This window comes from Pseudomonas sp. NBRC 111130 (assembly GCF_001320485.1).
GTDB lineage: Bacteria > Pseudomonadota > Gammaproteobacteria > Pseudomonadales > Pseudomonadaceae > Aquipseudomonas > Aquipseudomonas vlassakiae.
In genome coordinates this window covers 15,282-36,524 of the sequence record NZ_BCBG01000047.1, presented here as the reverse complement: position 1 = coordinate 36,524, position 21,243 = coordinate 15,282, and the positions used below count along the sequence as shown (strand labels likewise).

The following is a 21,243-nucleotide window of genomic DNA, read 5'->3' as shown; positions in this document are numbered from 1 at the left end:
TTTTTGTTGTCCGGCTAAATCGCAGGCAACAAAAAACCCGCTTCGCAGGCGGGCTTTTTAACCGTCCCCGGCAAGGGACTTTTTGAATCTTCGTTCGAGGAGAACGATATGTCACGTCCAAAAAATACCACCGCGCCATCACCGGCGCAACCCATCCTCACCGTCGAGACCGGCTTTCTGGATACACCGATTGATAATCGGGGTGTGTATCTGCTCAGCGTAGCGCCTGGCACGAACGCCGAAGACGCACTGCGGGCAGCTCGCACGCTTTCCTCGGGTTTGAGCCAGCTTTGCCACCACCTGCACGACAGCCTGAACTTGGGCGAGTCGGCGTATTGCGATGGCGCGGCGACTCTCGCGTTTCTGGGCGAGACCGTCAGCGCGCTGATCTGGTCGGTAGAGAAGAGCGTTGCCCGCGCAGCTGCCGGCGGGGTGAGCAATGACTAATCAGCCCACAACGATTGCTCATCCTTTCGCTTCCAGTGGCGCCAGCGAAGTCTTTGAGGCGGTGGCGGGTGTTCCTCTTCACGAGTCCTTGGATGCTGCCACTGATCGCCTGGAAGCGGTTCTAGCTGGTCTCCGCGACTTGATGACTGAGCCGACCGTTTCCAACCAAGCCACCTTGATTTACTTCGCCGCCGACGCAGCGCTCGCGCTTTGCTACGCCGCCCATGCCGGTGTCGCTCCAGAGCAGGGAGGTGCTGTATGAGCGCTGACCAGCTTGAGACCATCGCCCAAGACGCTACCTTCCAGGTTCAGTGCGCCATGTGCCAGATCGACTGGCTGCGGGGCGTCTTACATGTGCTTGAAGACCGCCTCAAAACTGCTGGTGATTCGCACGGCGCCAACGTGGCCAACCTGGCGATCTACAACGCTGATGACTGGCACAGCGGCTTGGACGACTAAGTGGAGACTCTGGAGAAGCGCATCGAGTCGGCAGGCGCGGCGCCACAAAATGCCGTCGATCCACTTCGTGGAGCCACCAACCCTGAGCGCTTGCCGTTGGCTGAATTTGCGCGTGGACGACAGCATGAGGCGGCGAGGGATCTTGGTGTTCAGCAAGCGGCTATCAGCAAGGCAATCCGCGTTGGGCGGGCTGTTTTCGTAACGCGCATGGCTGACGGCTCGTACAGCGCGATTGAAGAGAAGCCATTTCCGTCCCCGCGTTTCGGAGGTGCGGTATGAGCCAGATCACCATCCACAACACTCAGCTGCCCGTCGTTGAGTACCGCGGTCAGCGTGTCGTCACCCTGGCGATGATCGACCAGGTGCATGAGCGACCGGAGGGTACTGCCCGCCGCAACTTCAATGAGCATCGTGGCCGGTTTAATCCAGAGCGCCATTTCTTCGAAGTGACTGCGGACGATATTCGTACGCAGTCGATTGAGCAGGCATTTGCGCCAAGGACTTCGAAAGGCGTCCTGATAACGGAGCGCGGCTACCTCATGCTTGTGAAGGCGTTCACCGATGATCTGGCATGGGAGGTTCAGGAGCAACTGGTGGAGCGGTATTTCAGGCCAGCTCCTGCGCCGGCTCCCGCGCTCCCCACCGACTACATCACGGCCCTGGAGCACCTGCTGGCCTCGAAACGTTCGGAGCAGTTGGCGCTTGAGCAGCGCGACCATGCGATCGCTACCAAGGCTGAGATCGGTAGCCGGCGCGAAGCCACGGCCATGGCCACCGCTTCCGCAGCGGTCCGCAAGGTCATGCATCTGGAGAACGAGCTGGGTCGTGGCTGCCAGCACGCCACCGTGACTGCGGTGGAGAAGGCCGCCCACCTGAGCTTCGGTAGCCAGGGTTTCCGCCCGCTCAAGAACTGGTGCGACAGCCATGGGGTGTCCGCGCCGAAAGTCCAAGACCCGCGATTCGGCTGGGTTCGCTCCTGGCCCGCTGCCGCCTGGGCAGCCGTTTACCAAATTGACCTGACCGAGCTATTCGGCACTCCGGGAGAAACCGCATGAGCATCATCAAACTCGAAATTGCCGAAAAGATCGCAAGCATCGCGAACAAGCCCAACCTCTCTCGCAAAACGATGCTGATCCTTACTCAGCGAGTGGTGCGCAACGGTTTGGCCAAGCTGCAGCAGATTCGCGATGAACGCCGCGTCTTCCGTCGCGAGGCGGCAAAGCTCAAGGCGTACCCAGTGGCGCAGCACCAGGCAGACATCCTCCTGGCGAAATCCAAGAGCCATCGTGAAGATGACCACAAAACCACCAAACAGGGTCTGATCGGTCTGGGTTACCACCTGATCAAGGACACCGACAACAGCTACGACGCCATTGGCTTCGACTGCTTGTGCGACCTGCTGAGCATCAACCCGGTACATCGTGCAGCTATCCAGAACGACGAGCGAGGTCTTGCCGGGCTGATCTACGTCGCAAGGTTGGAAAACAGTGCCAGCCCACAGTCCGAGGGCTGGGGAGAGGGCGGGCCTTTGTTTGAGGCGTGCTTCATGGCGATGGTCGACTGGATCAAGACGGCTCCCGAAGGCGACCTGCCTGATCTGTTCGGCCCAGGTTCGCCTTTTGCTGGCGCTGAAGTGGTCCAGGTCAACCCGTTGACGGATATCACCGGCCCATCATCGGAGACTCTCCAATGACCCCGACCACAACCCACGCCCAGGCGCCCCAGCAGCGCGCTGGTGCAACGATCATCCCCGTGGGCTGGCCAACCTACAGCGCAATGCGGGGTCAGCCCGAATCGGTCCGCTGGCAGTTCTACGAATTCAGCAAGCGCCTGCGTGCCGATCTGGAGGGGCATGGCTGCCTGTTCGTCGAGCCCTACGACGCCTTCGTGCGCCGCGTCTGCGCTGAGTTGGACCTCTGAACATGCATTACTACAAGTTCAACATCAAGGATTGGACGCGGGACACCGCGCACCTCTCCGTGGAAGAGGAGGGCGTCTACCGGCGCCTTCTCGACCACTACTACGAGAGCGAAAAGCCAATCCCACAAGAAACCAAGCCGGTTATCCGTAGGTTGCGACTGGCAGGCCACGAGGAAGCTGTTGTGGTCATCTTGGGTGAGTTTTTCACGCTTGAAGATGACGGCTTTCACCATCGCCGGTGCGACGAGGAGATCGCGAAGTACCACGCGAAAGCGAACGCCTGTCGGCAGAACGGGAGCCGTGGTGGTCGCCCGAAGAAACCCGAAGAAAACCAAAACGGTTCCCAAGATGAACCAAACCATAACCTTAACCAAGAACCACTAACCATTAACCAAGAACCAGAAGATCAAGAGCAGTGCGCCGCTAACGCGACGCCTGGTCAGGCTGAGCCAAAGCCGGATGGTCGGAAACGCGGCACTCGCCTGCCTGATGACTGGGCTCTATCGCCAGAACTGGCTGCATGGGCGAAAGCGGAAAGGCCTGAGCTTGATGATCGAATGGTCCAGGCGATGGCGGATTCGTTCAGGGACTTCTGGATATCCAAGACCGGCAAGGACGCCACGAAGCTCAACTGGGATGCGACATGGCGCAACTGGGTGCGTAACCAGAGGATCGGCGGCAACCAGCGGGCCAGCCCTGGTGCAGGCCAATCGCACCACACCGACCTCGACAAGATTGACCACACCGAAGGCCTGGTTCGCCAGCCCAACGGGACTTACCGGGTAGCAAGATCATGACCACTCCAAAAACTCTGGAATTCAAACCTGGCCAGTGCCGCGTGCACGGCGATTTCACTGATGAACTGATCGAGTCGTTCTCGGGCGACCACTTCTGGCAGGGCTGCACTCGCTGCCAGTTCGACGCACTGCACTCGGCTGACGAGGCGATCCGCAAGCCGGCGCAAGCTTTGCGGCGCGACTGGGCAATGAATGTCAGCCTGATGGCCGCTGAAATCCCACTGCGCTTCCGCAGTGCCACTCTGGACACCTACCGCGCCGAAACCGAAGGGCAGGCCGTGGCGCTGACTGAGTGCCGCGACTACGTGCATGGGTTCGAGCGCAATTGGGAACTGGGCCGCTCGATGATGCTGCTGGGTGACGTTGGCACCGGGAAGACCCACCTGGCCTGCGCTATTGCCCAACAGGTGATCCGCAGCTACGGAGCCTCAGCACGCTACACCATGGCCATCGAGATCATCCGCGACATCAAGATGACTTTCGACAAGAAGTCCGAGCAGACCGAGCGCGACGTGTATGCCTCCCTGCTGAAGCCCGACCTGCTGGTGATCGACGAGGTAGGCGTTCAGCATGGCAGCGACTTTGAGCGCCAGGTGCTGTTCGAGGTAATCGACTCGAGGTACCGACAGCTGATGCCGACCATCGTGATCTCCAACCTGGGGCTTGCCGGCCTGCGCAAGTGCCTGGGTGATCGCGCTGTCGACCGTCTGACCGATGCTGGCGGGCCTGCCGTCCTGTTCACCTGGGCCTCGGCGCGAGGTGAAGCATGAGCGAACTGGTAATGGGCTACCCCGAGGCCGAGCACGGTGTGCTGGGGGCGATCATGCTGGCGTCTCTCGATGGCAACGCCGCGCTGGTGGATGACATCGTGAGCCAGATGACCAGTGCCGACTTCCTCTACGACGACCACGCGGCCCTGTTCGACGTGATCCGTGACTGCTTGGATCGTGGGCTGCCGGTTGATGCGGTGACGGTCGGTGATGTGCAGCGCACTCTGCCGAGCGGGCTGGGCACCCTGGCATTCGCAGTGGAACTCTGCCGGAACGTGCCTTCGGTGGCGAACGCGATGGCCTACGCAAAGCAGGTCAAGCAGTGGGCGGTGATCCGTCAGGTGGTCGACATTGGTCATTCTGCGAAGGCTGCAGTTGCAAACGGCCTTGTTCCGGACGAGATCATCGCCCAGGCCCAGCAGTCCATCGCTGACTTGCGCGACCTGCAGGGCTCCGAGAAGGCCGGGTACAGGCGCATGGCCGAGGTGCTGCCCAAGGTCTTCGACGGCATGCAGGAGGTGCTGGACGATCGAGCGCCGCCGAAGCTGTCCACCGGCCTGGCTGACCTGGACAAGCTGATCGGCTTCCTGCGCCCCAAGAGCATGGTGGTGATCGCCGGCCGCCCAGGCAGCGGCAAGACCATGCTCGGCCTGCAGATCGTCAACCACATTGCTATCCGTGGCGCTGGCGTGGGTCTGATCTTCAGCCTGGAGATGGACGAGAAGGAGTTGACCGTCCGCACCATCGCTTCCCAGGGCGGGATCGACCTGCGCCGCATGGAGGAGGTCAAGAGCCTCGATGAGGACGAGTGGCAGCGCATCGGGACTGCGGGCAGCAAGATCGAGGCAGCTCAGTTGTACCTGAACGACACCCCCGGTATGACCATGAGCGCCATCCGCTCGGAAGCCCGCAAGCTCCAGCGCGAGCAGGGCCTCGACATCCTGATGATCGACTATCTGGGGCTGGTGGGTACTGAGGGCAAGAACCAGAGCCGCACCGACGCCGTGGCGAAGATTTCCATCGCCCTGAAGAATCTGGCGAAGGAACTGAGCGTGCCGGTGCTGGTGCTGGCGCAGCTCAACCGTAACCCGGCGAGCCGCCCGGGCAAGAAGCCCCAGGCCAGCGACCTACGCGACTCCGGCCAGATCGAGCAGGACGCCGACGCGGTGATCCTTGTGCACCACGATCCGGAGTCGGAGGCGGGCGAGCAAGGCGTCACTGAGCTGATCCTGGATAAGGGGCGCCAGGCCCCGCAGGGCTCGTGCCTGGTCCAGCGCCAAGGGCAGTACGCCCGCTTCGTCAACTTCGCCGGTAACCGCCTCCCACCTGACGACGAGGTCGAGATGGGTCGCGTCCTGAATTTCTCCAACCGCCGTAAGGGGAGCAAGCACCATGAAACTTTCTGATCTGTGGCCACGCGCTGGCGCTGGCAAATCTGCAACCCCGGTCGTGTCGGTGAGCGTGACGAAGCGTGTCGGCACCGAGCAGCCTGTTGCCACTGGCAATACCCCGGTGCCCAGCACCACCCCCCGCGCCCCGACCGAGCTACCGGCCACCCTTGCTGAGTGCGAAGCGCTGGAAGAAATCCTGTGCCGTGACGCCATCCGCCTGGAGTGCCAGATCGGCCAGGCCAAGGGCAGGGCAGTTGCCGAGGGCAAATATTCCAACCCTGACTGGTACCACCGCGCCAAGGCAGCGCTGAAGCACATCAATCGCGACCGCCAGCGCCTGATGCAGCACATGAAGGCCTTGCGCGTAGAGGCAAGGCGCAATTGCCCCGCCTGGCAGGGCCGCGACAAGGCCATCCTGCGCGAGTTGAACGCACGGGTACCGAAAGAGGTGTTCGACGAGTGCGTTCGTGTGGTGGATGAAGACCTGGAGGCGTTGCGATGAATCCGCTCAAGTTGATTGCTCGGGTGCTGGCGCCCGTGCATGAGCCGGCCGGGTACCAGCCGGTCGTAACGGATGGCGTGGCGGTGCTCCCGCCCAGTGCTGATGTGGTTCATATCACGCGCTACCCGGAGGCCGAGCGCATTGCCGCCTCGCTGCGGGACTACCCAGGCGACTGGGGCTGGCGCATGAAGGGCTATGAGCTGGAGCACTCGCCCACGGGCTTCGTGATGTGGGTGGCAAATGAGGGCTACGGCTTGGCCGAAGTCTCCAGCGGCAACAAGTCCAAGTTCGAGCCTGGTGAGCAGGAAGTGATCTGGCCCGCTGTTCAGGCCTGGCTGTCATCGCACAAGGTCGGCTTCACCGGCCGACTGCCCAAGGTGAAGATTTGGCGAAAGGGTGGCATCTGGCGCTGCATGTCCGAGCAGCATCCATGGGCTGGCGCTGGAAGCTCGCCTGAGGAGGCATATCAGTCCTGGTCCAGAGCCGTATCGATCGAGGCCCGCACCGACCAGCGCCCCGGTGAAATTCTGCATGTATGGAGTGCCGCGCGATGAGTAACGTAACTGCGGCACTGCCGCGCAAAAGCCTGCAAGAGCATGAACGCAAGTTCCTGAAGATCGCAGGCGTACATTTGGCCGAGGAGAAGGTTGGGGGTGCCACTGCAATGGCCTGCTTGCTCGATATGGTCGCCAGCTGGCACGCCACTCGGATCAATATTGAATTCGGGGATTACTGCAAGCGCTGGGTGTCCGAAGGTAACGCCAAGAGCAAGCCGGCCGACAAGCTGCTTCGCAACCTCCTGGGCCTGGACGACAACCCGCCACCTCGCCGCATCCGGAGGGCTGCATGACGGTCTATCGTGACGCCGAACACGGCGTAGTCAGAGCCATGACGCTCGACGCAATATCGCTACACAAGGGCCAGGCATGGCAGGGCAAGTATCAGCCTCCAGGCTCGCAGTCAGGAAAGGGAGAGAACCCTTGCCCGCTGGATAGATTCGATCAGCTAACTCAGGACGCGATGACTCGATCTCTGCTGCACAGGGTACTTTCGCCGCTGCATTGGAACATGCTCGAGGCCTTCTACAAGGTCGACAACAGCAAGTCGCTGCAACAGGAAAGGGCGCTTGCCATTCAATATGTGGCTAGGGCTGCACCGGGCAAGGCACATTGGCTGTTCCGGCAAAAGTGCGTCACAGCCTGGGCTGTCACCAATTTGCCCGACGGATTCATGCTGCTGCACACCTGGGATAATCTCGACTCGCCTACGCCGGAGAAAACGCTTTACCGGTGGAGGTCAGACATTCGGCGATGGCTCAAGCAGGAACTAGACAAAGCGTTCGCCTCGGCTGCAGTCATCCTTGACGAGGCGGGCCTTATTGCAGAAGCAGCTTGACGCGGTGAGAAAATGAGAATCTAATTCACCACATTGCGGTTTTGCGTCTTGAGAATGCGAACCCTGAGAAGCCCTGGCCATCACAGCTGGGGCTTTTTCGTTTCAAGGCCCCGCCATTGTGCGGGGCTTTTTGTTTGTGAAGGAGCCGCAGCCAGGGAGGCCTACGGGCGACTTCGGCGGGCGGAGGGGGAAGACCCTCAATTTATGCGGATGACACGCTCAGGCAGCTGGGCTAAGTCGGTAGTGGCGTGGATCAAAGCCGTGCGTTCCCTGATCGGCTACGCGATGAGAGTCTGGGGTATGTGACCCAGCGATCCAGGCCAACCAAGCCGGGTATGCACCGGCCCTCCGCAACTTATTCCAAGGCCTCGCCATTTCGCGGGCGCCTTTAATTTCTGACGATCTCCCGATGCCAGTTATCCATTCTCCATTTTTTGCGATAAGCCTAAAATTGTGAGTGGCCATGCCGATACCCTAGGTTCGAATAACCGTTAGGCGTGAAAAAGAGACAATGCGTGACCAGTTTGAGGCTTCCAGGCCTGAACATTTGCTTGCCCGGTTGAATGAAGGCTATTTGGATGTGTCTACCAACCTCGAATGGACTATCTGGCAGCAGGCATGGCAAGCCGCACTAGAACATAAATCATCAGTGCTCGCGGAGCATTCCCCGAAACGAGGTCTGACTGCTGATGAGTTTGAATTTATCAGGCAGTTGTTCGATGTTTCCGAAGCGCAAGGACATGCGAAACTACTTTAGGGTTTGGGCGTGAAGATCGAGCGAACTATTTCAAGCCTCGGCATTTACCGGGGCTTTTCGTTTCTGGAGCATCACCTATGGCCGAGCCGAGTACCGGCGCCCTTGCAGTGACCGGCGTACTTCCCAGCGTCGGCCTGGGTATCCCGATATAGCTATTTATCCCCCTCAATGCGTACATCCGAGATACCCAAATCGGCGACCGCAATGCGCAGATCATCATGTGATAAGCGGCGCGGTGCGCGCATCTCGGACAGGGCGTCAGTGGAGGCATGCAGGCGGAGGAGAGCGGTGAGTACATTGTCTTCGCTCGGCCTAGTAGACCAATCGCAGATCCAAAACCTGGTATGGCCTCTGAGGTTGTAGTCAATGCGGTACCTCATAGGGTGGCTGACCTCCGCCATTGGACGTCGGTTATGCCGAAGCGCTCAGCAACAGGTCGAGAGACCTTCCTGATATCTGAAGCAGTGAATTTAGGAATGACTCCTACGCCAGCTTCGCAGGCCGCCCAGTGCCAAGCCTCAGCGTTATTCATTCGCTCGGCGCGGACGATGAATTCGCGAGCCTCCCCGTGGAGCTTGTAAGCGATTAAAAAAATGTCACTGATCGGCATTTATTAGTTCCCTCTAGTGAGGCCAGATCGGGCAACATTCCTTTTAGCCTCTAGGGGGCTCCTGGGCAAGCATCCGACCGGTTTTACGTCGGTGCACGAATTTTCATTTACGGAGCAAGCAATGGCCCGACCGACCTCGGCCCAGGCGCAGCCACCTCGCTGGGCATAAGGCTCCTCTACTGTTCTCGCTGGGTGGTTGGTCGCCCCAGCCTTCCGCACCCACTCCTAGGCTCGCCACAACGGCGGGCCTTTTCTTTTTCCGCTCCCCGCAACGGGAGGAATCGAGATGGCCCATATGCCGCCAGAGAAAGACCCATCCTTCTGGGTGCTTGTACTGACAGCCCTGAGAGAAAACGGCCTGGCGATGGGCCTGACATTCGCCCTGACCTGGTTGCGTATTCAGTACGACGGCAAGGAAACCCGCCCAGTCCGCCAACTGATCGAGGCAACGCTTGGTGCGCTGATCGTGATGGTGGTTGGCCTGACCGTAAAAGAGTTCGGCCTGAGCATCGCCTGGTCGTTCGCCACCGCTGGCTTTGTCGGTGTGCTTGGCGTTGAGCAGGCACGTCAACTCGGCAGGCGCTGGGCAGAGCGAAAGGTCGATGGCCCATAACCTGCGCCACAAAATCTAGGGCGCGGTTTCGTGGTGTCTCATTCTGTGCGCAGTAATGGGAATCGCTCTTCAGGGTTGCGTGAGCCAGCGTTCAGTTTCTCGCATTCTGCTGCCGCCGCCGTCCTATTGGTGAAGCCGCGCTTCAGCCTTTCCTTTTCTTGATTGTCGTAGATGTCGAAGCCGCCCGAAGTGGTGGCGGCATAGAACCGGTTACCGATTTGGAACGACTCACCTTCGATAGGTACAGCCGGAACGATAACGAATCGTGGTTGCATGACTTAGGCCTCCCCAGGCAGATACCCAAGTATTAGTTCGATTGCAGAAAGCCAGCAATATGACTCATCGAGACGAATTGATGGCATTCCGTGTCACTAGCGTCAGTGGTCATCTGGCTCTCAATCAGGCCAAGAGTTGCTCCGCGCCACAATGCAGACATGCGCCGTTTCGTGGCGCGAGGTAAGCCGATGATCACCCTGACCGACATCAACCGCCGGCAGCACTTCCTGGCGCCGACCGCCATTGCCCGCGTGCAGGAGGCCGGTACCAGCTCGCAGTGGCACGGCGTCTGCGCCATCGTCCATACGTTCGATGGCCAGGTGCTGGAGGTGCGTGAGCGAGCCGCCGATATCGCCGCCCAGGTTGGCATGCGGCGAGAGGGATAAGTGGTGGCCAGGACGAGAGCGCCATTCACACCCTGCAAGCTCTATGTGGACGGAGCCGAAGGCATCGCGGTTGGCGATTACGTCACTACTGCAGCCGGTTCGGCCTACCTGGTGCAGACGCTTCGGGTCAGCCGTACCAGGCCAGAGCGCAAGCATATGGATTGCCTGCGCTGGCCGATCGCCGAGGTGCCGCCTGATGCGCGGTGCTACCAACTGACTTGGTACAAGAGATAGGGAGCACGAACAATGGCCCGCATGACCGCGACAATCGTCTGCCGCCATCGCTGGTGGCTCAAGTTTTACCTGGCCGGCGTGCTCGCCATGGCACAGATGACCGGTCGCGAGCCGAACCCGGAGCGAGTCAGCTACTGGGTTGTGCGCGGACTCAAGGTCGAGGTGCGCTGATGGCCTGCAGCGGATGCGCCGCCCGGCGCGAACGAATGATGAAGTGGACGAAGGTGGCGTATGAGCGAGCAGCAAACCTATTCGCAACAAATCGAGAAGCTGAGCCCGAAGAAGGGCGACCTGTTGGTGGTCAGCGTTCCGTTCCCGATCAAGACGGAGGTGCGCGAGCGACTGACTCAGCACCTGGCAGGGACGGCTGATCGACTCAAGTGTGAGCTGATCGTGCTTGAGGCGGGCATCACTGCTCAGCTGCAACCAAGCGTGAGCGACTTGCTGGCCGAGCAGCGGAAGCAGACTGCGCTACTGGAGCAGATCGCCACCCAGAACCTGGCGCTGATCGAAGCGCTGGCTGACGGTGACGATGTTGACCCTGATGCCCAGCCATTGACCTACCTGAGCGGCGCGCCCGTTCTGGCTGGTCGGTGATGGGCAAGCTCAATACCTTAAAGAGCCAAGCCAAGATGCTCGAGGTCGCGCCAGTCCAGCAGGTCCAGCAAACGCAGTGGGGTTCTGGTCGAGGCGGCAGGCCATGGCGCCGCATCCGGGAACGCATCCTGCTTCGTGATCAGTACACCTGCTGCTGCTGTGGCTTGGTCACCCAGGAGCTTGAGGTCGACCACATTATCAACGTCGCTGAGGGTGGCAGTGATGATGAGTCGAATCTCCAAAGCCTATGCGTCCCCTGCCATCAGGCGAAGACAGCGACCGAGGCGGCAAGGGGTCGCGCCTTGGGACTTTGAGGCACGCCAATTCCCTGATTTCTGCACCTGATTAGGGCAAGGCAGGCGGGGGGAGGGTCGGGTCTGGAAACCGTTTTCCCTCGGACACCGCGCCCAACTCATGCGCAGATTTTTTCCTCGTTAACAGGAGTTGTTAACTGTGGCGTTAACCGAACAGAAGCGCCGGTATGCCGAAGCGCGGCTGTCCGGCAAGAGCAAGAAGGAAGCGGCTATCGCTGCTGGATGCCCTGAAAAGACTGCATCGCAGGCTGCGTCAAGGTATGAGAAAGATCCTGATGTCCAGGCTGCGTTGGGTAGGGCAACTGCCGTTAAGGCCAGTAAGAAGGAGGAGCCACCTACTGGCGACCCTGACGCGTACATCCCGGCAGCTGCTGCTGGCCCTATTGAATTCTTCGAGCAGGTCATGAACGACCTAGAGGCTGACCCCAAGCTGAGGATGGAGGCGGCAAAGAACCTGGCGGCATTCACGGTCGCCAAGCCCTCCGCCCTGGGCAAGAAAGAGCAGAAGCAAAAGGACGCTGAACAGGTGGCCGGCAATCGCTTCGGGCTCCGGGGTCAGCCTAAGCTTGTAGTGAGCAATCCATGAAGCCTTGGAGCACTGCCTGTCCCGACTGGGAGGAGAGGATCGTCAACCGGCAGTCTCTTGTGCCGGTCCAGCCCATTTTTCAAGATCAAGCAGATGATGCCCTAGACGTGTTCTGTCACCTCCGAATGGTGGACGCTCACGGCAGCCCCCTTATGGGGGAGACTTGCCAGCCCTGGGTGCTCGATCTTGTTGCTGCTCTGTTTGGGTCCTATGACGCCCAGGCCCGCCGCAGGCTCATCACCAACTACTTTCTTATGGTGAGCAAGAAAAACGGGAAAAGCACCATCGCAGCCGGCATCATGCTGACGGCTCTGATCCTGAACACTAGAGCCTCGGGCGAGTTCATCATACTGGCGCCCACCAAGGAGGCTGCCGATAACGCCTACAAGCCTATCCGCGACATGATCAATGCTGACGAGGACCTGCAGGCCAGGTTCCACGAGCAGGAATACCACCGATTGGTTACGGATCGCCTGAACAAGGCGACTCTCAAGGTGGTGGCGGCGGACGCGGCGACGGTGACAGGCAAGAAGGCCATCGGCGTGTTCATCGACGAGCTGTGGGAGTTTGGCAAACAGGCCAAGGCCGCGAGTATGCTCACCGAGGCCACTGGCGGTATCACATCGCGTCCCGAGGGTTTCATTTTCTACTGCACCACTCAGTCGGATGCACCACCTGCCGGCGTGTTCAAAGCGAAGCTCGAATACGCCAGGAAGGTGCGAGACGGAGAAGTTCGCGACGACCGCTTCCTCCCGGTCATATACGAATTCCCGAGACACATGATTGAGCAGGGGGCGCACCGCGATCTGGCCAACGCTTACATCACCAATCCCAACTGGGGTATCTCGGTTGATGAGGATGTGATCAGGCAGAAATACCAGGAAGCGCAAGAAGGTGGTGAGGAGCAAGTTCGGGACTTTCTTGCCAAGCACATGAACGTCGAGATCGGGCTGAATCTTCGAGCCGACCGCTGGGCAGGCGCTGACTTTTGGGAGGCCCAGACCGACAATGCACTGAGCCTGCAAAGCCTGTTGGACCAGTCCGAGGCGGTGACTATTGGCATCGATGGCGGCGGGCTTGACGATCTTCTTGGGCTCACAGTGCTGGGGCGAAAGACCGGCGCCGATATCTGGCTTTCGTGGTCGCTGGCTTGGGCTCACCCCATCGCCCTGGAGCGCCGCAAGTCTGAGGAATCCAAGTACCGAGACTTCGAAAAGGATGGCGACCTTGTGATTATCAAGGAGCTGCCAGGGGATGTTGCTGCGGTGGCGGACATCGTGGAAATGATCGATGGCACTGGCCTGCTGGCAGGGATCGGCATGGACCCGGAGAAAACCCACAAAGTCATGCTCGAGGAGCTGCTGAAAAGGAAGATCGACCAGAAAATCATCTTCGGCATACCCCAGGGGTGGAAGTTGGTTGGTGCCATCAGCATTGCTGAGCGTAGGCTGGCTGAGCGAAAGCTGTTCCATGCCTCCCAGCCAATGATGAATTGGTGTGTCGGCAACGCCCGGATCGAATCTCGAGCCAACTCAGTGCTGATCACCAAGCAGGCCAGTGGCACCGCCAAGATCGATCCGGTGATGGCATTGCTCAACGCGGTGGAGCTCATGAATACGAACCCGTCTCCTCCCGGCAAGAAATACCAGATGTTTTTCCTCAACTCGTAGCTGTTGCGCTACGCCAGGCCCGCCAAGTGCGGGCTTTTGCATTTCTGGGGTAACCAATGAACCGAGCCTACAGCCTCCTTGAGATCAAGGCGGTGGACCATGACGCGCGGGTGATCACCGGGATCGCCACCACGCCCTCGCCTGACCGTATGGACGATGTTGTTGAGCCAAAGGGCGCGCAATTCAAGTTGCCGATCCCCTTCCTGTGGCAGCACAACCACGATCAGCCGGTAGGACAGGTGACCAAGGCCACCGTGACGGACGCGGGAATTGAAGTGACGGTGGAGTTGGCCAAGGTCGACGAGCCCGGCACATTGAAGGATCGCCTCGATGAGGCCTGGCAGTCGATCAAAGCCAAGCTGGTTCGAGGCCTGTCTATCGGGTTTTCGCCGATCGAATCGGCCAACATCGACGGCAGCTGGGGCCGCCGCTTCCTCAAATGGGAGTGGCTGGAGCTTTCCGCCGTGACCGTTCCAGCAAACGCTGGTGCCAGCATCCAAACCATCAAATCCATCGACCGAGAGCTGCGCGCCGCGACTGGCAATAGCGCGCTCCCTGTCGTGCGCATCACCCCTGCCGGCGCTTCGGCACCTATTACAAAATCTGCGAAGCCCGAGGAGGGCGATATGAACATTCAGGAACAAATCAAATCCTTCGAGAGCACCCGATCCGCGAAGGCTGCCCGCCTCGAAGAAATCATGGCCAAGGCCGCCGAAGAAGGTCGCACCCTGGACGCCTCCGAATCGGAGGAGTACGACACCATTGAGGGTGAGCTGAAGTCCATCGACGGCCACCTGGGGCGCCTGCGCGGCCTGGAGAAGTCCATTGCCTCGAATGCAAAGCCGGTCGAGCCTGGTCGCGTGAACAGCGTTTCGAAAGGTCACGAAGTTCGTGACAACGCCGTAATCCGCGTCGAACGGACTCTGCCCAAGGGCACCTCCTTCACCCGCTATGCCATCGCGCTGGCGCGCTCGAAGGGCAACCTGATGCAAGCGGTAGAGGTCGCTAAAGGCTGGGAGGAATCCACCCCTGAGGTGGTGACCGTTCTGAAGGCCGCTGTTGCCGCTGGCACCACCACCGACCCGGCCTGGGCAGCGCCTCTGGTCGAGTACCAGACCATGGCCAGCGAGTTCATTGAGCTGCTGCGTCCACAGACCATCATCGGCAAGATCCAGGGCCTGCGCCGCGTACCGTTCAATATCAAGATGTCCGGCCAGACCTCTGGTTCCAGCGTGAACTGGGTGGGCGAGGGCAAGCCTAAGCCGGTTTCCGCCCTGGCTTTCGACACCACCACCCTGCGCTTCACCAAGGCTGCCGGTATCGTGGTGCTGACCGATGAGCTGGTGCGCTTCAGCAACCCGAGCGCTGAGGCCTTGGTCCAGGCGGACCTCACCGCATCGATGGCGCAGTTCCTCGACGTGGCCTTCGTCGACCCGGCGATCGCAGAAGTGGCCGAGGTGTCCCCGGCATCGATCACCAACGGCGTAACGCCGATCGTTGCCAGCGGCACCACCGCTGACGCTTTGAAAGCGGATGTGAAGCGACTGTTTGCCGCCTTCCTGGCTGCCAACATGACCCCGGCTGGCGCGGTTTGGATCATGACCCCGACCATGGCGCTGACCATCGGCATGATGACCAACGCACTGGGCCAGGCCGAGTTCCCTGGCATCGACATGAACGGCGGCACCTTTATGGGCCTGCCGGTAATCGTGTCGGAAAGCGTTCCGGCCAACCCTGGGTCGGGCAGCCCGCTTACCGGCGCTGGCCAGCGGCTCATCCTGGCCAAGGCATCGGAGATCCTGCTGGCTGACGATGGTGGCGTGACCATTGACGTGAGCCGTGAGGCCTCCCTGCAGATGGATAGCGCGCCCGCTGCTGGCGCCACTGAGTTGGTCAGTCTGTGGCAGAACAACATGGTGGCCCTGCGCGCTGAGCGCTTCATCAACTGGAAGCGCCGCCGCCTGCAGGCAGTGGGCTACATCGACTCGGCCAACTACGAGTCCTGATCCATCAGGGCCGGGGTAGCTCCCGGCCCTTCCTGGAGGGAAGTCCCAATGCAAATGGTTGCTCTGAAAGAATTCCGCTACGCCGGGCAGCAGCTGCTCCCTGGTGATGCATTTGAGGCCCGTGATCGCGATGTCAGGCTGCTGAGGGCGATCAGCAATGCTCGGCTTGACGATGACGCTGAAGCCCCATCTGAGCAGGAACAGAAGGGATCGCCAACCCCCGCGAAGCGCACCTACAAGCGCCGCGACATGAAGGCCGAATGACAGGTGGAGCCGCGATGAAACTGTTCAACTGGGGAGCTCGGACTGAGCAAAAGGCCTTGCGACCCGCTGACAATCGTGGCGGCTGGCTAGGCGTGATCCGCGAGTCCTTCGCGGGGGCATGGCAGCAAAACGTAGAGGTTGATCAGGATACGGTCCTGGCGTTTTCGGCTGTGTTCTCCTGCATAACGCTGATCGCATCGGATATCGCAAAGCTGCGGGTCAAGCTGGTTGAGTTCACGAAGGACAAAGTGTGGGAGGAGACGACAAGCTCGTCATTCTCTCCAGTGCTTCGCAAGCCCAACCATTTTCAGAACCGTATCCAGTTCTATGAGTCTTGGGTGACATCGAAGCTCACAAACGGGAATGCCTACGCGCTGAAACTACGCGATGCGCGAGGCGTCGTGACGAAGCTCTACATCCTTGATCCTCGGCGCGTCACGCCGCTGGTTGGTGATGACGGCAGCATCTTCTACGACCTCAAGGCAGACAACCTGTCCACGCTGCAGGAGGGCGTGGTAGTGCCGGCCAGCGAGATTATCCATGACCGCATGAACTGCCTCTTTCACCCACTGGTTGGCATCTCGCCTATCTACGCCTGTGGTCTGGCAGCGATGCAGGGCAATGCGATCCAGAACAACTCTGCGAAGTTCTTCCAGAACGGCTCGAAGCCAGGTGGCGTGCTCACCGCTCCGGGAGCGATCAGCGAAGAAACTGCCAAGCGCCTCAAAGCGCACTGGGATAGCGAATATTCCGGGCAGAGCGCCGGCAAAGTCGCTGTCCTGGGCGACGGATTGAAATACGAAGGCATGGCGATGTCGGCAGCCGATTCGCAGCTCATTGAGCAATTGAAATGGTCAGCGGAAATCGTCTGCTCTGTTTTCCATGTACCTGGCTACAAAGTTGGAGTAGGGCCGCAGCCAACCCATAACAACGCCGAAGTACTCAACCTGGAGTATTACTCGACCTGTCTCCAGTCATTGATTGAGGCGCTTGAGTTGTGCTTGGACGAGGGATTGGAGCTGCCTTCGCAGTATGGGACCGAGTTCGACCTAGACGGTCTGCTTCGCATGGACACGGCGTCCCTCTACAAGGCTAATAACGAGGCGGTCAGTGGTGCGTGGATGAAACCGAACGAGGCCCGCCGGCGTGCAGGGTTGCCCCCTGTGGAAGGTGGCGACTCGCCAATGATTCAGCAGCAAAACTACAGCCTAGCAGCGATCGCCAGGCGCGACGCGCAGCCTGACCAGTTTTCTACTGCTCCCGTCACGCCGGCAATACCGGAACCATCTGGTCCTTCCGAGCCCACCACCGACGAACTGGACGACCAGGCGCGAGTATTCGCGCTGCTTGTTGAGAAGGAGTTGAACCTTGAATTTGCGTGAGCTTGAGGCACAAGCAAAGGTACTGGCGCCGGTTCTGAAGGGGCTCGTTGACAAAGCGCTTGCTGCATTTCGGGGGGACCTCCGCAAGGACCTGGATGAGCGTGACGCCGGCCTTCGCAATGAACTAGCTGAGGCAGTCAAAGAAATCCCTTCGCCTGATGTCGAGGTGATCGCCGCGCAGGCAGCAAAGCTTGTTCCAACACCTGAGAATGGTAAGGACGCCGATCCCGAAGTTATGCGCCAGGCCGTCGCGGATGAAGTGGCCAAGATACCCGTGCCAAAGAATGGCGAATCAGTGACGGTCGAGGACGTGGCACCGATGATCCGGGATGCTGTCCAGGAAGCGGTCGCCGCGTTGCCGCCGGCAGAACCTGGCGTGAGCGTGACGGCCGAGGATCTGCGTCCGCTGATCGCCGAAGAACTGGCCAAGGCTATGGCCGGGCTGGAGCTGCCAAAGGACGGCGAGCCGGGCCGCGATGCGCTTCAACTCGAAATACTTCCCGAAATCGACCTGGAGAGATCCCACGTTCGCGGAACTTTCGCGACGCACGCCGGCGGACTGTGGCGCGCCTTCGAACGAACACAGGGTCTGAAAGGCTGGGAGTGCATCGTGGAAGGACTGGCGCGGGTCGAGATCGAGCAGAGCGGCGAGCGCGGTCTGGACGTGGCTCTAACGCTGTCCAGCGGCTCTCAGGTGCGCAAGGCGCTACAGCTGCCAGTGATGATTTATCGCGGCGTTTTCGCTCCTGGCGACTACGTGCCAGGCGATACGGTCACCTGGGGCGGCAGCCTATGGCACTGCGACGAACCCACGACCGACAAGCCGGGCGAGGCTGGGAGTAAGGGCTGGACCTTGGCCGCGAAGCGCGGCCGCGACGGCAAGGACGGCACCAACGGCAAAGACCTGACCAAGGGGGTATCTGCGTCATGATGTTCATCACTCTGGAGCAAGCAAAATCACAGCTTCGCGTGGATGATGACGCCGATGATGAAGACATCCGCGACAAGGTCCTTGAAGCAAGCGATCTGGTCAGGGGTTACCTCAAGTCCGCTGCTGACGCCTACCTAGATGCGGATGGGGAGGCCATCCCCGCCAAGGTCCCCTATGCAGTAAAGGCGGCCACCAAGATGATGCTCGGCTACCTGTACAACCAGCGCGATAGCGACCCAGACCGTGAGTTTGAGCAGGGAATGCTCCCCAGGCCGGTCACCGCGCTCCTCTACCACCTTCGCGACCCGGCATTGGCATGAGCATTCAAGCAGGAAAGCTGCGGCACCGGATCGAGATCCAACATAAGGTTACACCCCGTGACCCCGCCACTGGCGAGTTTGGCGAGCCTTCTTGGCAGCTATTCGCCAAGGTATGGGCGCAGGTGACGCCTCTGTCGGCCCGCGACTTGGTTGCCGCTCAGGCCGCGCAGTCGGAGGCCACAGCGCGCATGGTGATCCGGTACCGCCCCGGTGTGCTGTCCACGATGCGCATAATCTACCGGGGCGAGGCATACAGCATTGAAGGGCCGCCTCTGGCTGATCCCAACTCAGGGCTGGAGTACCTGACCATACTGGTCTCTAAAGGAGCGAAGGATGGCCAATGAGATCTCTGTGCGCCTGCAAGGGCTGAAGGCCGCCACCGAAAAGATGACCGGCCTGGCGCCGAAGCTGCGCCGCGGTGCCCTGCGTAAGGCCGCCCGCCAGGCAATGAACATCGTCAGGGACGACGCCAAGGCGCGGGCACGGGCGCTGGATGATCCAGAAACCGCTGAGAAAGTCTGGAAGAACATCATCACCCAGGAATCGGCTCGCCAAGGGCGGCGCGAGGGTGGCGTGGTGATGAAGGTCGGTGTTCGCGGTGGCGCCAGTTCCAACCAGCACAGCCAAGACGCCAGCGGCAACCCTGGCGGCGACACCCGGCACTGGCGATATCTGGAGTTCGGCACCCAATACAATCCGCCGGCCCCGTTCATGCGGCCAGCGTTCTCCACGAACGTCAACGCCGTAACCGATCGCTTCGTGCAGGTACTCGGCCAGGAAATCGAAGCGGCACTGTGAGGAGCCTATGGAAGCGCCAATTTTTGCCGTTTGCTCGGCTGACCCAGGTGTGGCTGCGCTTCTCGGTGCCGGCATTGAGTGCCGGCTGTACTCCTTTGGTGAGGGGCCGGAAAAGCCGATCAAACCGTATGCGGTCTGGAGCGTGATCGCTGGCAGCCCTGAGAACTACTTGGCCGGCCGCCCCGACGCCGACAGCTTCACCCTGCAACTGGACGTGTATGCCGCAACTGGCGGGCCGGTGTTGGCCGTCACCAAGGCGCTGTGTGCAGCTATCGAGCCGCGCGCCTACGTCGTCCGCTGGGGCGCTACGGACCGCGACCCGGATACCAAGGACTTTCACCGAAGTTTCGACGTGGACTGGATAGTCCCCCGCTGAACCTACCGAGCCCGCCAAGTGCGGGCTTTCTTTTGCCCGACAGGAGATATCCATGTCTGTTTTGACTCAAGGTACCCAGGTGTTTGCCCTGGCCCCGTCGCTTACTGGCGCCGGCCCCCGCACCGTGATGGAAGTCGAGTGCGCCACCGCCTTCAACCCTGGTGGCTCCCCGAAGGAGCAGATCGAGGACACCTGCCTCAGCTCCAGGGAGCGAACCTACAAGCCTGGGCTGCGTACGCCGGGCCAGGCCTCGCTGACCGTCAACGCCGATCCGAAGAACGCAAGCCACATCCGACTGCACCAGATGTCCGAGGCCGATGGCGATACCACCGTTAAGTGGGCTGTTGGTTGGTCCGACGGTACCGCAGTGCCGACCGTCGCTGCAGCTGGCAGCATCGATCAGATCACCGTGAGCAACGGCGGTAGCGGCTACACCAGTGCGCCGACGGTCACCCTTACCGGCGGCGGTGGCAGCGGCGCCACTGCGGTGGCTGTTCTCGATGATGATGCGGTGGTGGCCATCAACATCACCAACCCTGGTTTTGGATACACCGGCACCCCGAGCGTCACCTTTACCGGTGGTTCCGGTACCGGTGCCGCCGCTACCGCCACCATTAACGCGGAAGAAGACTTCGTGCTGCCGCCGTCGCGCACCTGGTTCGTCTTCGAGGGCTACGTCGCGGACTTCCCGTTCGACTTCGCCGCCAATGCCGTGGTTAGCACCGCGGTCTCCATCCAGCGCTCGGGCGGCTCCGCCTGGATCGCGAAAACCGCATAAGGGGTAACCATGGATCTCGCGCAACTGAAGAAGAAAGGGGGCGTCATCGCCGACGCCCTGGTGCCGAAGGAGGTCGAGTGGAAGCACGCCGACAAGAACGGCAAGCCCATCACCGACAAGTTCACCGTGCACGTCCGCCGGCACGCCTTCGGCGTCATGGAGGCTATGTTCGCTGGCGGCGAGGCCGAGCGCTTCAAGAACGCCCGCTACCTGGCCGCCTCGATCATGTTGGGCAAGGACGGTACCGAAGAGCTTCCGTTCGACGATGCCGTCAACCTCGACTCGGCCCTGGGTATCGTCCTGCTCAATGCCGTCAACGAGGTGAACAACCCTCCAGCAAAGAGCTGACCCTGGCCGACGAGCTGTGGCATGAGTTGGTGCTGAACGGGGTCGGCGGCAGTACGATCGCCGAGGCCAAGGCCACGCTTTCCTACGCGGAAGTGCTGGCCTGGGTCGCCTATCGGGACAAGCACGGATCGCTTAATCTCGCGCGCCGAATCGAGCTCACCGGCGCCTTGATTGCGCTGCAGGTCAACCGTGGCTCAGGCGGCAAGGCGGATCTGTACGATTTCATGCCACATCACTCGCGGCCGGGGCCTTCGTTAGAGCAGGCAATGGCGGAATGGCGTTGACGTGGTAGATTCCCTCATTTTGCCAGGAGGCA

Annotated in this window: 36 protein-coding genes and 2 pseudogenes; 35 read left to right on the top strand and 3 right to left on the bottom strand. The window is 60.6% G+C overall.

The window, feature by feature from the left end; all coding sequences use genetic code 11:
* The first annotated feature begins 108 nt into the window (after positions 1–108).
* The 15 genes from APH33_RS19205 (at position 109) to APH33_RS27245 (ending at position 8,438) form a co-directional block, all read left to right on the top strand.
* Entirely contained in the window at positions 109–447 is a 339-nt protein-coding gene (locus tag APH33_RS19205) for a hypothetical protein (protein ID WP_054886676.1), read from the top strand.
* Positions 440–709 carry a hypothetical protein gene (locus tag APH33_RS19200; RefSeq protein ID WP_054886675.1) on the top strand — a complete coding sequence of 90 codons (270 nt, stop codon included), beginning with the start codon at positions 440–442 and terminating at the stop codon, positions 707–709. The genes APH33_RS19205 and APH33_RS19200 overlap by 8 nt, the downstream gene beginning before the upstream one ends.
* Positions 706–906, top strand: coding sequence for a hypothetical protein (locus APH33_RS19195; RefSeq protein ID WP_054886674.1), 201 nt, complete (start codon positions 706–708; stop codon positions 904–906). Before APH33_RS19200 ends, APH33_RS19195 begins: the two co-directional genes overlap by 4 nt.
* Positions 907–1,185: a Cro/CI family transcriptional regulator gene (locus APH33_RS26830; RefSeq protein WP_371263262.1), complete on the top strand. Its 279-nt coding sequence runs from the start codon at positions 907–909 to the stop codon at positions 1,183–1,185.
* Positions 1,182–1,961 carry an ORF6N domain-containing protein gene (locus APH33_RS19190; protein WP_054886673.1) on the top strand — a complete coding sequence of 260 codons (780 nt, stop codon included), beginning with the start codon at positions 1,182–1,184 and terminating at the stop codon, positions 1,959–1,961. The genes APH33_RS26830 and APH33_RS19190 overlap by 4 nt, the downstream gene beginning before the upstream one ends.
* Positions 1,958–2,599: a hypothetical protein gene (locus APH33_RS19185; protein WP_054886672.1), complete on the top strand. Its 642-nt coding sequence runs from the start codon at positions 1,958–1,960 to the stop codon at positions 2,597–2,599. The genes APH33_RS19190 and APH33_RS19185 overlap by 4 nt, the downstream gene beginning before the upstream one ends.
* Complete coding sequence (locus tag APH33_RS19180; RefSeq protein ID WP_054886671.1) at positions 2,596–2,826, top strand: hypothetical protein; 231 nt, start codon at positions 2,596–2,598, stop codon at positions 2,824–2,826. The genes APH33_RS19185 and APH33_RS19180 overlap by 4 nt, the downstream gene beginning before the upstream one ends.
* A gap of 2 nt (positions 2,827–2,828) precedes the next feature.
* Complete coding sequence (locus APH33_RS19175) at positions 2,829–3,623, top strand: DUF1376 domain-containing protein (protein WP_054886670.1); 795 nt, start codon at positions 2,829–2,831, stop codon at positions 3,621–3,623.
* Complete coding sequence (locus tag APH33_RS19170; protein ID WP_054886669.1) at positions 3,620–4,393, top strand: ATP-binding protein; 774 nt, start codon at positions 3,620–3,622, stop codon at positions 4,391–4,393. Before APH33_RS19175 ends, APH33_RS19170 begins: the two co-directional genes overlap by 4 nt.
* Complete coding sequence (locus tag APH33_RS19165; RefSeq protein WP_054886668.1) at positions 4,390–5,799, top strand: replicative DNA helicase; 1,410 nt, start codon at positions 4,390–4,392, stop codon at positions 5,797–5,799. Before APH33_RS19170 ends, APH33_RS19165 begins: the two co-directional genes overlap by 4 nt.
* The gene (locus tag APH33_RS19160) at positions 5,786–6,286 is read left to right on the top strand and encodes a hypothetical protein (protein WP_054886667.1); all 501 of its coding nucleotides are present in this window, start codon (positions 5,786–5,788) and stop codon (positions 6,284–6,286) included. The genes APH33_RS19165 and APH33_RS19160 overlap by 14 nt, the downstream gene beginning before the upstream one ends.
* Positions 6,283–6,840: a hypothetical protein gene (locus tag APH33_RS19155; protein ID WP_082433657.1), complete on the top strand. Its 558-nt coding sequence runs from the start codon at positions 6,283–6,285 to the stop codon at positions 6,838–6,840. The genes APH33_RS19160 and APH33_RS19155 overlap by 4 nt, the downstream gene beginning before the upstream one ends.
* Positions 6,837–7,136 (top strand): hypothetical protein, encoded by a 300-nt coding sequence (locus APH33_RS19150; protein WP_054886666.1) that lies wholly within the window; start codon positions 6,837–6,839, stop codon positions 7,134–7,136. The genes APH33_RS19155 and APH33_RS19150 overlap by 4 nt, the downstream gene beginning before the upstream one ends.
* Positions 7,133–7,681 (top strand): hypothetical protein, encoded by a 549-nt coding sequence (locus APH33_RS19145; RefSeq protein ID WP_054886665.1) that lies wholly within the window; start codon positions 7,133–7,135, stop codon positions 7,679–7,681. Before APH33_RS19150 ends, APH33_RS19145 begins: the two co-directional genes overlap by 4 nt.
* Before the next feature lie 511 nt (positions 7,682–8,192).
* Positions 8,193–8,438 (top strand): hypothetical protein, encoded by a 246-nt coding sequence (locus APH33_RS27245; RefSeq protein ID WP_146048962.1) that lies wholly within the window; start codon positions 8,193–8,195, stop codon positions 8,436–8,438.
* Positions 8,439–8,814: 376 nt separating this feature from the next.
* On the opposite strand, the gene APH33_RS27755 is transcribed toward APH33_RS27245, so the two are convergent.
* Positions 8,815–9,048 carry a DUF6555 family protein gene (locus APH33_RS27755; protein ID WP_054886663.1) on the bottom strand — a complete coding sequence of 78 codons (234 nt, stop codon included), beginning with the start codon at positions 9,046–9,048 and terminating at the stop codon, positions 8,815–8,817.
* A 286-nt stretch (positions 9,049–9,334) separates the two neighbouring features.
* Here APH33_RS27755 and APH33_RS19130 point away from each other — a divergent pair, with 286 nt between their 5' ends.
* On the top strand, positions 9,335–9,661 hold the full coding sequence (locus tag APH33_RS19130) for a phage holin family protein (protein ID WP_054886662.1): 327 nt from the start codon (positions 9,335–9,337) through the stop codon (positions 9,659–9,661).
* A gap of 38 nt (positions 9,662–9,699) precedes the next feature.
* Here the strand turns inward: APH33_RS19130 and APH33_RS26825 are convergent, their stop codons facing one another.
* Positions 9,700–9,936 carry a hypothetical protein gene (locus APH33_RS26825; RefSeq protein WP_019471608.1) on the bottom strand — a complete coding sequence of 79 codons (237 nt, stop codon included), beginning with the start codon at positions 9,934–9,936 and terminating at the stop codon, positions 9,700–9,702.
* A gap of 159 nt (positions 9,937–10,095) precedes the next feature.
* Here APH33_RS26825 and APH33_RS19125 point away from each other — a divergent pair, with 159 nt between their 5' ends.
* Genes APH33_RS19125 through APH33_RS28025 form a run of 4 tightly spaced genes read left to right on the top strand, consistent with a single transcriptional unit; the run spans position 10,096 to position 11,154 of the window.
* Positions 10,096–10,323 (top strand): hypothetical protein, encoded by a 228-nt coding sequence (locus tag APH33_RS19125; protein ID WP_256218677.1) that lies wholly within the window; start codon positions 10,096–10,098, stop codon positions 10,321–10,323.
* 3 nt (positions 10,324–10,326) lie between these two features.
* The gene (locus APH33_RS27750; RefSeq protein WP_054886689.1) at positions 10,327–10,557 is read left to right on the top strand and encodes a hypothetical protein; all 231 of its coding nucleotides are present in this window, start codon (positions 10,327–10,329) and stop codon (positions 10,555–10,557) included.
* Positions 10,558–10,578: 21 nt separating this feature from the next.
* On the top strand, positions 10,579–10,728 hold the full coding sequence (locus APH33_RS27460; protein ID WP_177332424.1) for a hypothetical protein: 150 nt from the start codon (positions 10,579–10,581) through the stop codon (positions 10,726–10,728).
* A 60-nt stretch (positions 10,729–10,788) separates the two neighbouring features.
* The gene (locus APH33_RS28025) at positions 10,789–11,154 is read left to right on the top strand and encodes a hypothetical protein (RefSeq protein WP_054886661.1); all 366 of its coding nucleotides are present in this window, start codon (positions 10,789–10,791) and stop codon (positions 11,152–11,154) included.
* 17 nt (positions 11,155–11,171) lie between these two features.
* On the opposite strand, the gene APH33_RS27745 is transcribed toward APH33_RS28025, so the two are convergent.
* Positions 11,172–11,396 carry a hypothetical protein gene (locus APH33_RS27745; RefSeq protein WP_256218680.1) on the bottom strand — a complete coding sequence of 75 codons (225 nt, stop codon included), beginning with the start codon at positions 11,394–11,396 and terminating at the stop codon, positions 11,172–11,174.
* Here APH33_RS27745 and APH33_RS27740 point away from each other — a divergent pair.
* The 15 genes and pseudogenes from APH33_RS27740 (at position 11,349) to APH33_RS19045 (ending at position 21,211) form a co-directional block, all read left to right on the top strand.
* Positions 11,349–11,468, top strand: coding sequence for an HNH endonuclease (locus tag APH33_RS27740; protein ID WP_256218679.1), 120 nt, complete (start codon positions 11,349–11,351; stop codon positions 11,466–11,468). The two genes, APH33_RS27745 and APH33_RS27740, sit on opposite strands and share 48 nt — an antisense overlap.
* A gap of 139 nt (positions 11,469–11,607) precedes the next feature.
* On the top strand, positions 11,608–12,054 hold the full coding sequence (locus APH33_RS19105; RefSeq protein ID WP_054886659.1) for a hypothetical protein: 447 nt from the start codon (positions 11,608–11,610) through the stop codon (positions 12,052–12,054).
* Entirely contained in the window at positions 12,051–13,724 is a 1,674-nt protein-coding gene (locus APH33_RS19100) for a terminase large subunit (RefSeq protein ID WP_054886658.1), read from the top strand. Before APH33_RS19105 ends, APH33_RS19100 begins: the two co-directional genes overlap by 4 nt.
* Before the next feature lie 56 nt (positions 13,725–13,780).
* On the top strand, positions 13,781–15,730 hold the full coding sequence (locus APH33_RS19095) for a phage major capsid protein (protein ID WP_054886657.1): 1,950 nt from the start codon (positions 13,781–13,783) through the stop codon (positions 15,728–15,730).
* A 48-nt stretch (positions 15,731–15,778) separates the two neighbouring features.
* Entirely contained in the window at positions 15,779–15,994 is a 216-nt protein-coding gene (locus APH33_RS19090) for a hypothetical protein (protein ID WP_082433656.1), read from the top strand.
* A gap of 14 nt (positions 15,995–16,008) precedes the next feature.
* Positions 16,009–17,376, top strand: a complete 1,368-nt coding sequence (locus APH33_RS19085; RefSeq protein WP_054886687.1) for a phage portal protein — start codon at positions 16,009–16,011, stop codon at positions 17,374–17,376.
* Complete coding sequence (locus APH33_RS19080) at positions 17,363–18,307, top strand: hypothetical protein (protein ID WP_054886656.1); 945 nt, start codon at positions 17,363–17,365, stop codon at positions 18,305–18,307. The genes APH33_RS19085 and APH33_RS19080 overlap by 14 nt, the downstream gene beginning before the upstream one ends.
* Positions 18,304–18,627, top strand: a complete 324-nt coding sequence (locus APH33_RS19075; protein ID WP_054886655.1) for a head-tail connector protein — start codon at positions 18,304–18,306, stop codon at positions 18,625–18,627. Before APH33_RS19080 ends, APH33_RS19075 begins: the two co-directional genes overlap by 4 nt.
* A gap of 2 nt (positions 18,628–18,629) precedes the next feature.
* Positions 18,630–18,971, top strand: coding sequence for a phage head closure protein (locus APH33_RS19070; RefSeq protein ID WP_054886686.1), 342 nt, complete (start codon positions 18,630–18,632; stop codon positions 18,969–18,971).
* The gene (locus APH33_RS19065) at positions 18,961–19,425 is read left to right on the top strand and encodes an HK97-gp10 family putative phage morphogenesis protein (protein WP_054886654.1); all 465 of its coding nucleotides are present in this window, start codon (positions 18,961–18,963) and stop codon (positions 19,423–19,425) included. The genes APH33_RS19070 and APH33_RS19065 overlap by 11 nt, the downstream gene beginning before the upstream one ends.
* Before the next feature lie 7 nt (positions 19,426–19,432).
* Positions 19,433–19,801, top strand: coding sequence for a DUF3168 domain-containing protein (locus tag APH33_RS19060; RefSeq protein WP_054886653.1), 369 nt, complete (start codon positions 19,433–19,435; stop codon positions 19,799–19,801).
* A 52-nt stretch (positions 19,802–19,853) separates the two neighbouring features.
* Positions 19,854–20,192, top strand: a pseudogene (locus tag APH33_RS27735) (phage tail tube protein); the annotation flags it as partial.
* A 234-nt stretch (positions 20,193–20,426) separates the two neighbouring features.
* Positions 20,427–20,579: pseudogene (locus APH33_RS28020) on the top strand (phage tail tube protein); the annotation flags it as partial.
* Between the two features lie 9 nt (positions 20,580–20,588).
* Positions 20,589–20,927, top strand: coding sequence for a phage tail assembly chaperone family protein, TAC (locus tag APH33_RS19050; RefSeq protein ID WP_054886651.1), 339 nt, complete (start codon positions 20,589–20,591; stop codon positions 20,925–20,927).
* Between the two features lie 29 nt (positions 20,928–20,956).
* On the top strand, positions 20,957–21,211 hold the full coding sequence (locus APH33_RS19045) for a hypothetical protein (RefSeq protein WP_054886685.1): 255 nt from the start codon (positions 20,957–20,959) through the stop codon (positions 21,209–21,211).
* Positions 21,212–21,243: the final 32 nt, after the last annotated feature.

Coding starts and splice junctions, on each gene's coding strand:
- APH33_RS19205 (WP_054886676.1), top strand. CDS start 109: ATGTCACGTCCAAAAAATACCACCGCGCCATCACCGGCGCAACCCATC.
- APH33_RS19200 (WP_054886675.1), top strand. CDS start 440: ATGACTAATCAGCCCACAACGATTGCTCATCCTTTCGCTTCCAGTGGC.
- APH33_RS19195 (WP_054886674.1), top strand. CDS start 706: ATGAGCGCTGACCAGCTTGAGACCATCGCCCAAGACGCTACCTTCCAG.
- APH33_RS19190 (WP_054886673.1), top strand. CDS start 1,182: ATGAGCCAGATCACCATCCACAACACTCAGCTGCCCGTCGTTGAGTAC.
- APH33_RS19185 (WP_054886672.1), top strand. CDS start 1,958: ATGAGCATCATCAAACTCGAAATTGCCGAAAAGATCGCAAGCATCGCG.
- APH33_RS19180 (WP_054886671.1), top strand. CDS start 2,596: ATGACCCCGACCACAACCCACGCCCAGGCGCCCCAGCAGCGCGCTGGT.
- APH33_RS19175 (WP_054886670.1), top strand. CDS start 2,829: ATGCATTACTACAAGTTCAACATCAAGGATTGGACGCGGGACACCGCG.
- APH33_RS19170 (WP_054886669.1), top strand. CDS start 3,620: ATGACCACTCCAAAAACTCTGGAATTCAAACCTGGCCAGTGCCGCGTG.
- APH33_RS19165 (WP_054886668.1), top strand. CDS start 4,390: ATGAGCGAACTGGTAATGGGCTACCCCGAGGCCGAGCACGGTGTGCTG.
- APH33_RS19160 (WP_054886667.1), top strand. CDS start 5,786: ATGAAACTTTCTGATCTGTGGCCACGCGCTGGCGCTGGCAAATCTGCA.
- APH33_RS19155 (WP_082433657.1), top strand. CDS start 6,283: ATGAATCCGCTCAAGTTGATTGCTCGGGTGCTGGCGCCCGTGCATGAG.
- APH33_RS19150 (WP_054886666.1), top strand. CDS start 6,837: ATGAGTAACGTAACTGCGGCACTGCCGCGCAAAAGCCTGCAAGAGCAT.
- APH33_RS19145 (WP_054886665.1), top strand. CDS start 7,133: ATGACGGTCTATCGTGACGCCGAACACGGCGTAGTCAGAGCCATGACG.
- APH33_RS27245 (WP_146048962.1), top strand. CDS start 8,193: ATGCGTGACCAGTTTGAGGCTTCCAGGCCTGAACATTTGCTTGCCCGG.
- APH33_RS27755 (WP_054886663.1), bottom strand. CDS start 9,048: ATGCCGATCAGTGACATTTTTTTAATCGCTTACAAGCTCCACGGGGAG.
- APH33_RS19130 (WP_054886662.1), top strand. CDS start 9,335: ATGGCCCATATGCCGCCAGAGAAAGACCCATCCTTCTGGGTGCTTGTA.
- APH33_RS26825 (WP_019471608.1), bottom strand. CDS start 9,936: ATGCAACCACGATTCGTTATCGTTCCGGCTGTACCTATCGAAGGTGAG.
- APH33_RS19125 (WP_256218677.1), top strand. CDS start 10,096: ATGCGCCGTTTCGTGGCGCGAGGTAAGCCGATGATCACCCTGACCGAC.
- APH33_RS27460 (WP_177332424.1), top strand. CDS start 10,579: ATGACCGCGACAATCGTCTGCCGCCATCGCTGGTGGCTCAAGTTTTAC.
- APH33_RS28025 (WP_054886661.1), top strand. CDS start 10,789: ATGAGCGAGCAGCAAACCTATTCGCAACAAATCGAGAAGCTGAGCCCG.
- APH33_RS19100 (WP_054886658.1), top strand. CDS start 12,051: ATGAAGCCTTGGAGCACTGCCTGTCCCGACTGGGAGGAGAGGATCGTC.
- APH33_RS19095 (WP_054886657.1), top strand. CDS start 13,781: ATGAACCGAGCCTACAGCCTCCTTGAGATCAAGGCGGTGGACCATGAC.
- APH33_RS19090 (WP_082433656.1), top strand. CDS start 15,779: ATGCAAATGGTTGCTCTGAAAGAATTCCGCTACGCCGGGCAGCAGCTG.
- APH33_RS19085 (WP_054886687.1), top strand. CDS start 16,009: ATGAAACTGTTCAACTGGGGAGCTCGGACTGAGCAAAAGGCCTTGCGA.
- APH33_RS19075 (WP_054886655.1), top strand. CDS start 18,304: ATGATGTTCATCACTCTGGAGCAAGCAAAATCACAGCTTCGCGTGGAT.
- APH33_RS19065 (WP_054886654.1), top strand. CDS start 18,961: ATGGCCAATGAGATCTCTGTGCGCCTGCAAGGGCTGAAGGCCGCCACC.
- APH33_RS19060 (WP_054886653.1), top strand. CDS start 19,433: ATGGAAGCGCCAATTTTTGCCGTTTGCTCGGCTGACCCAGGTGTGGCT.
- APH33_RS19050 (WP_054886651.1), top strand. CDS start 20,589: ATGGATCTCGCGCAACTGAAGAAGAAAGGGGGCGTCATCGCCGACGCC.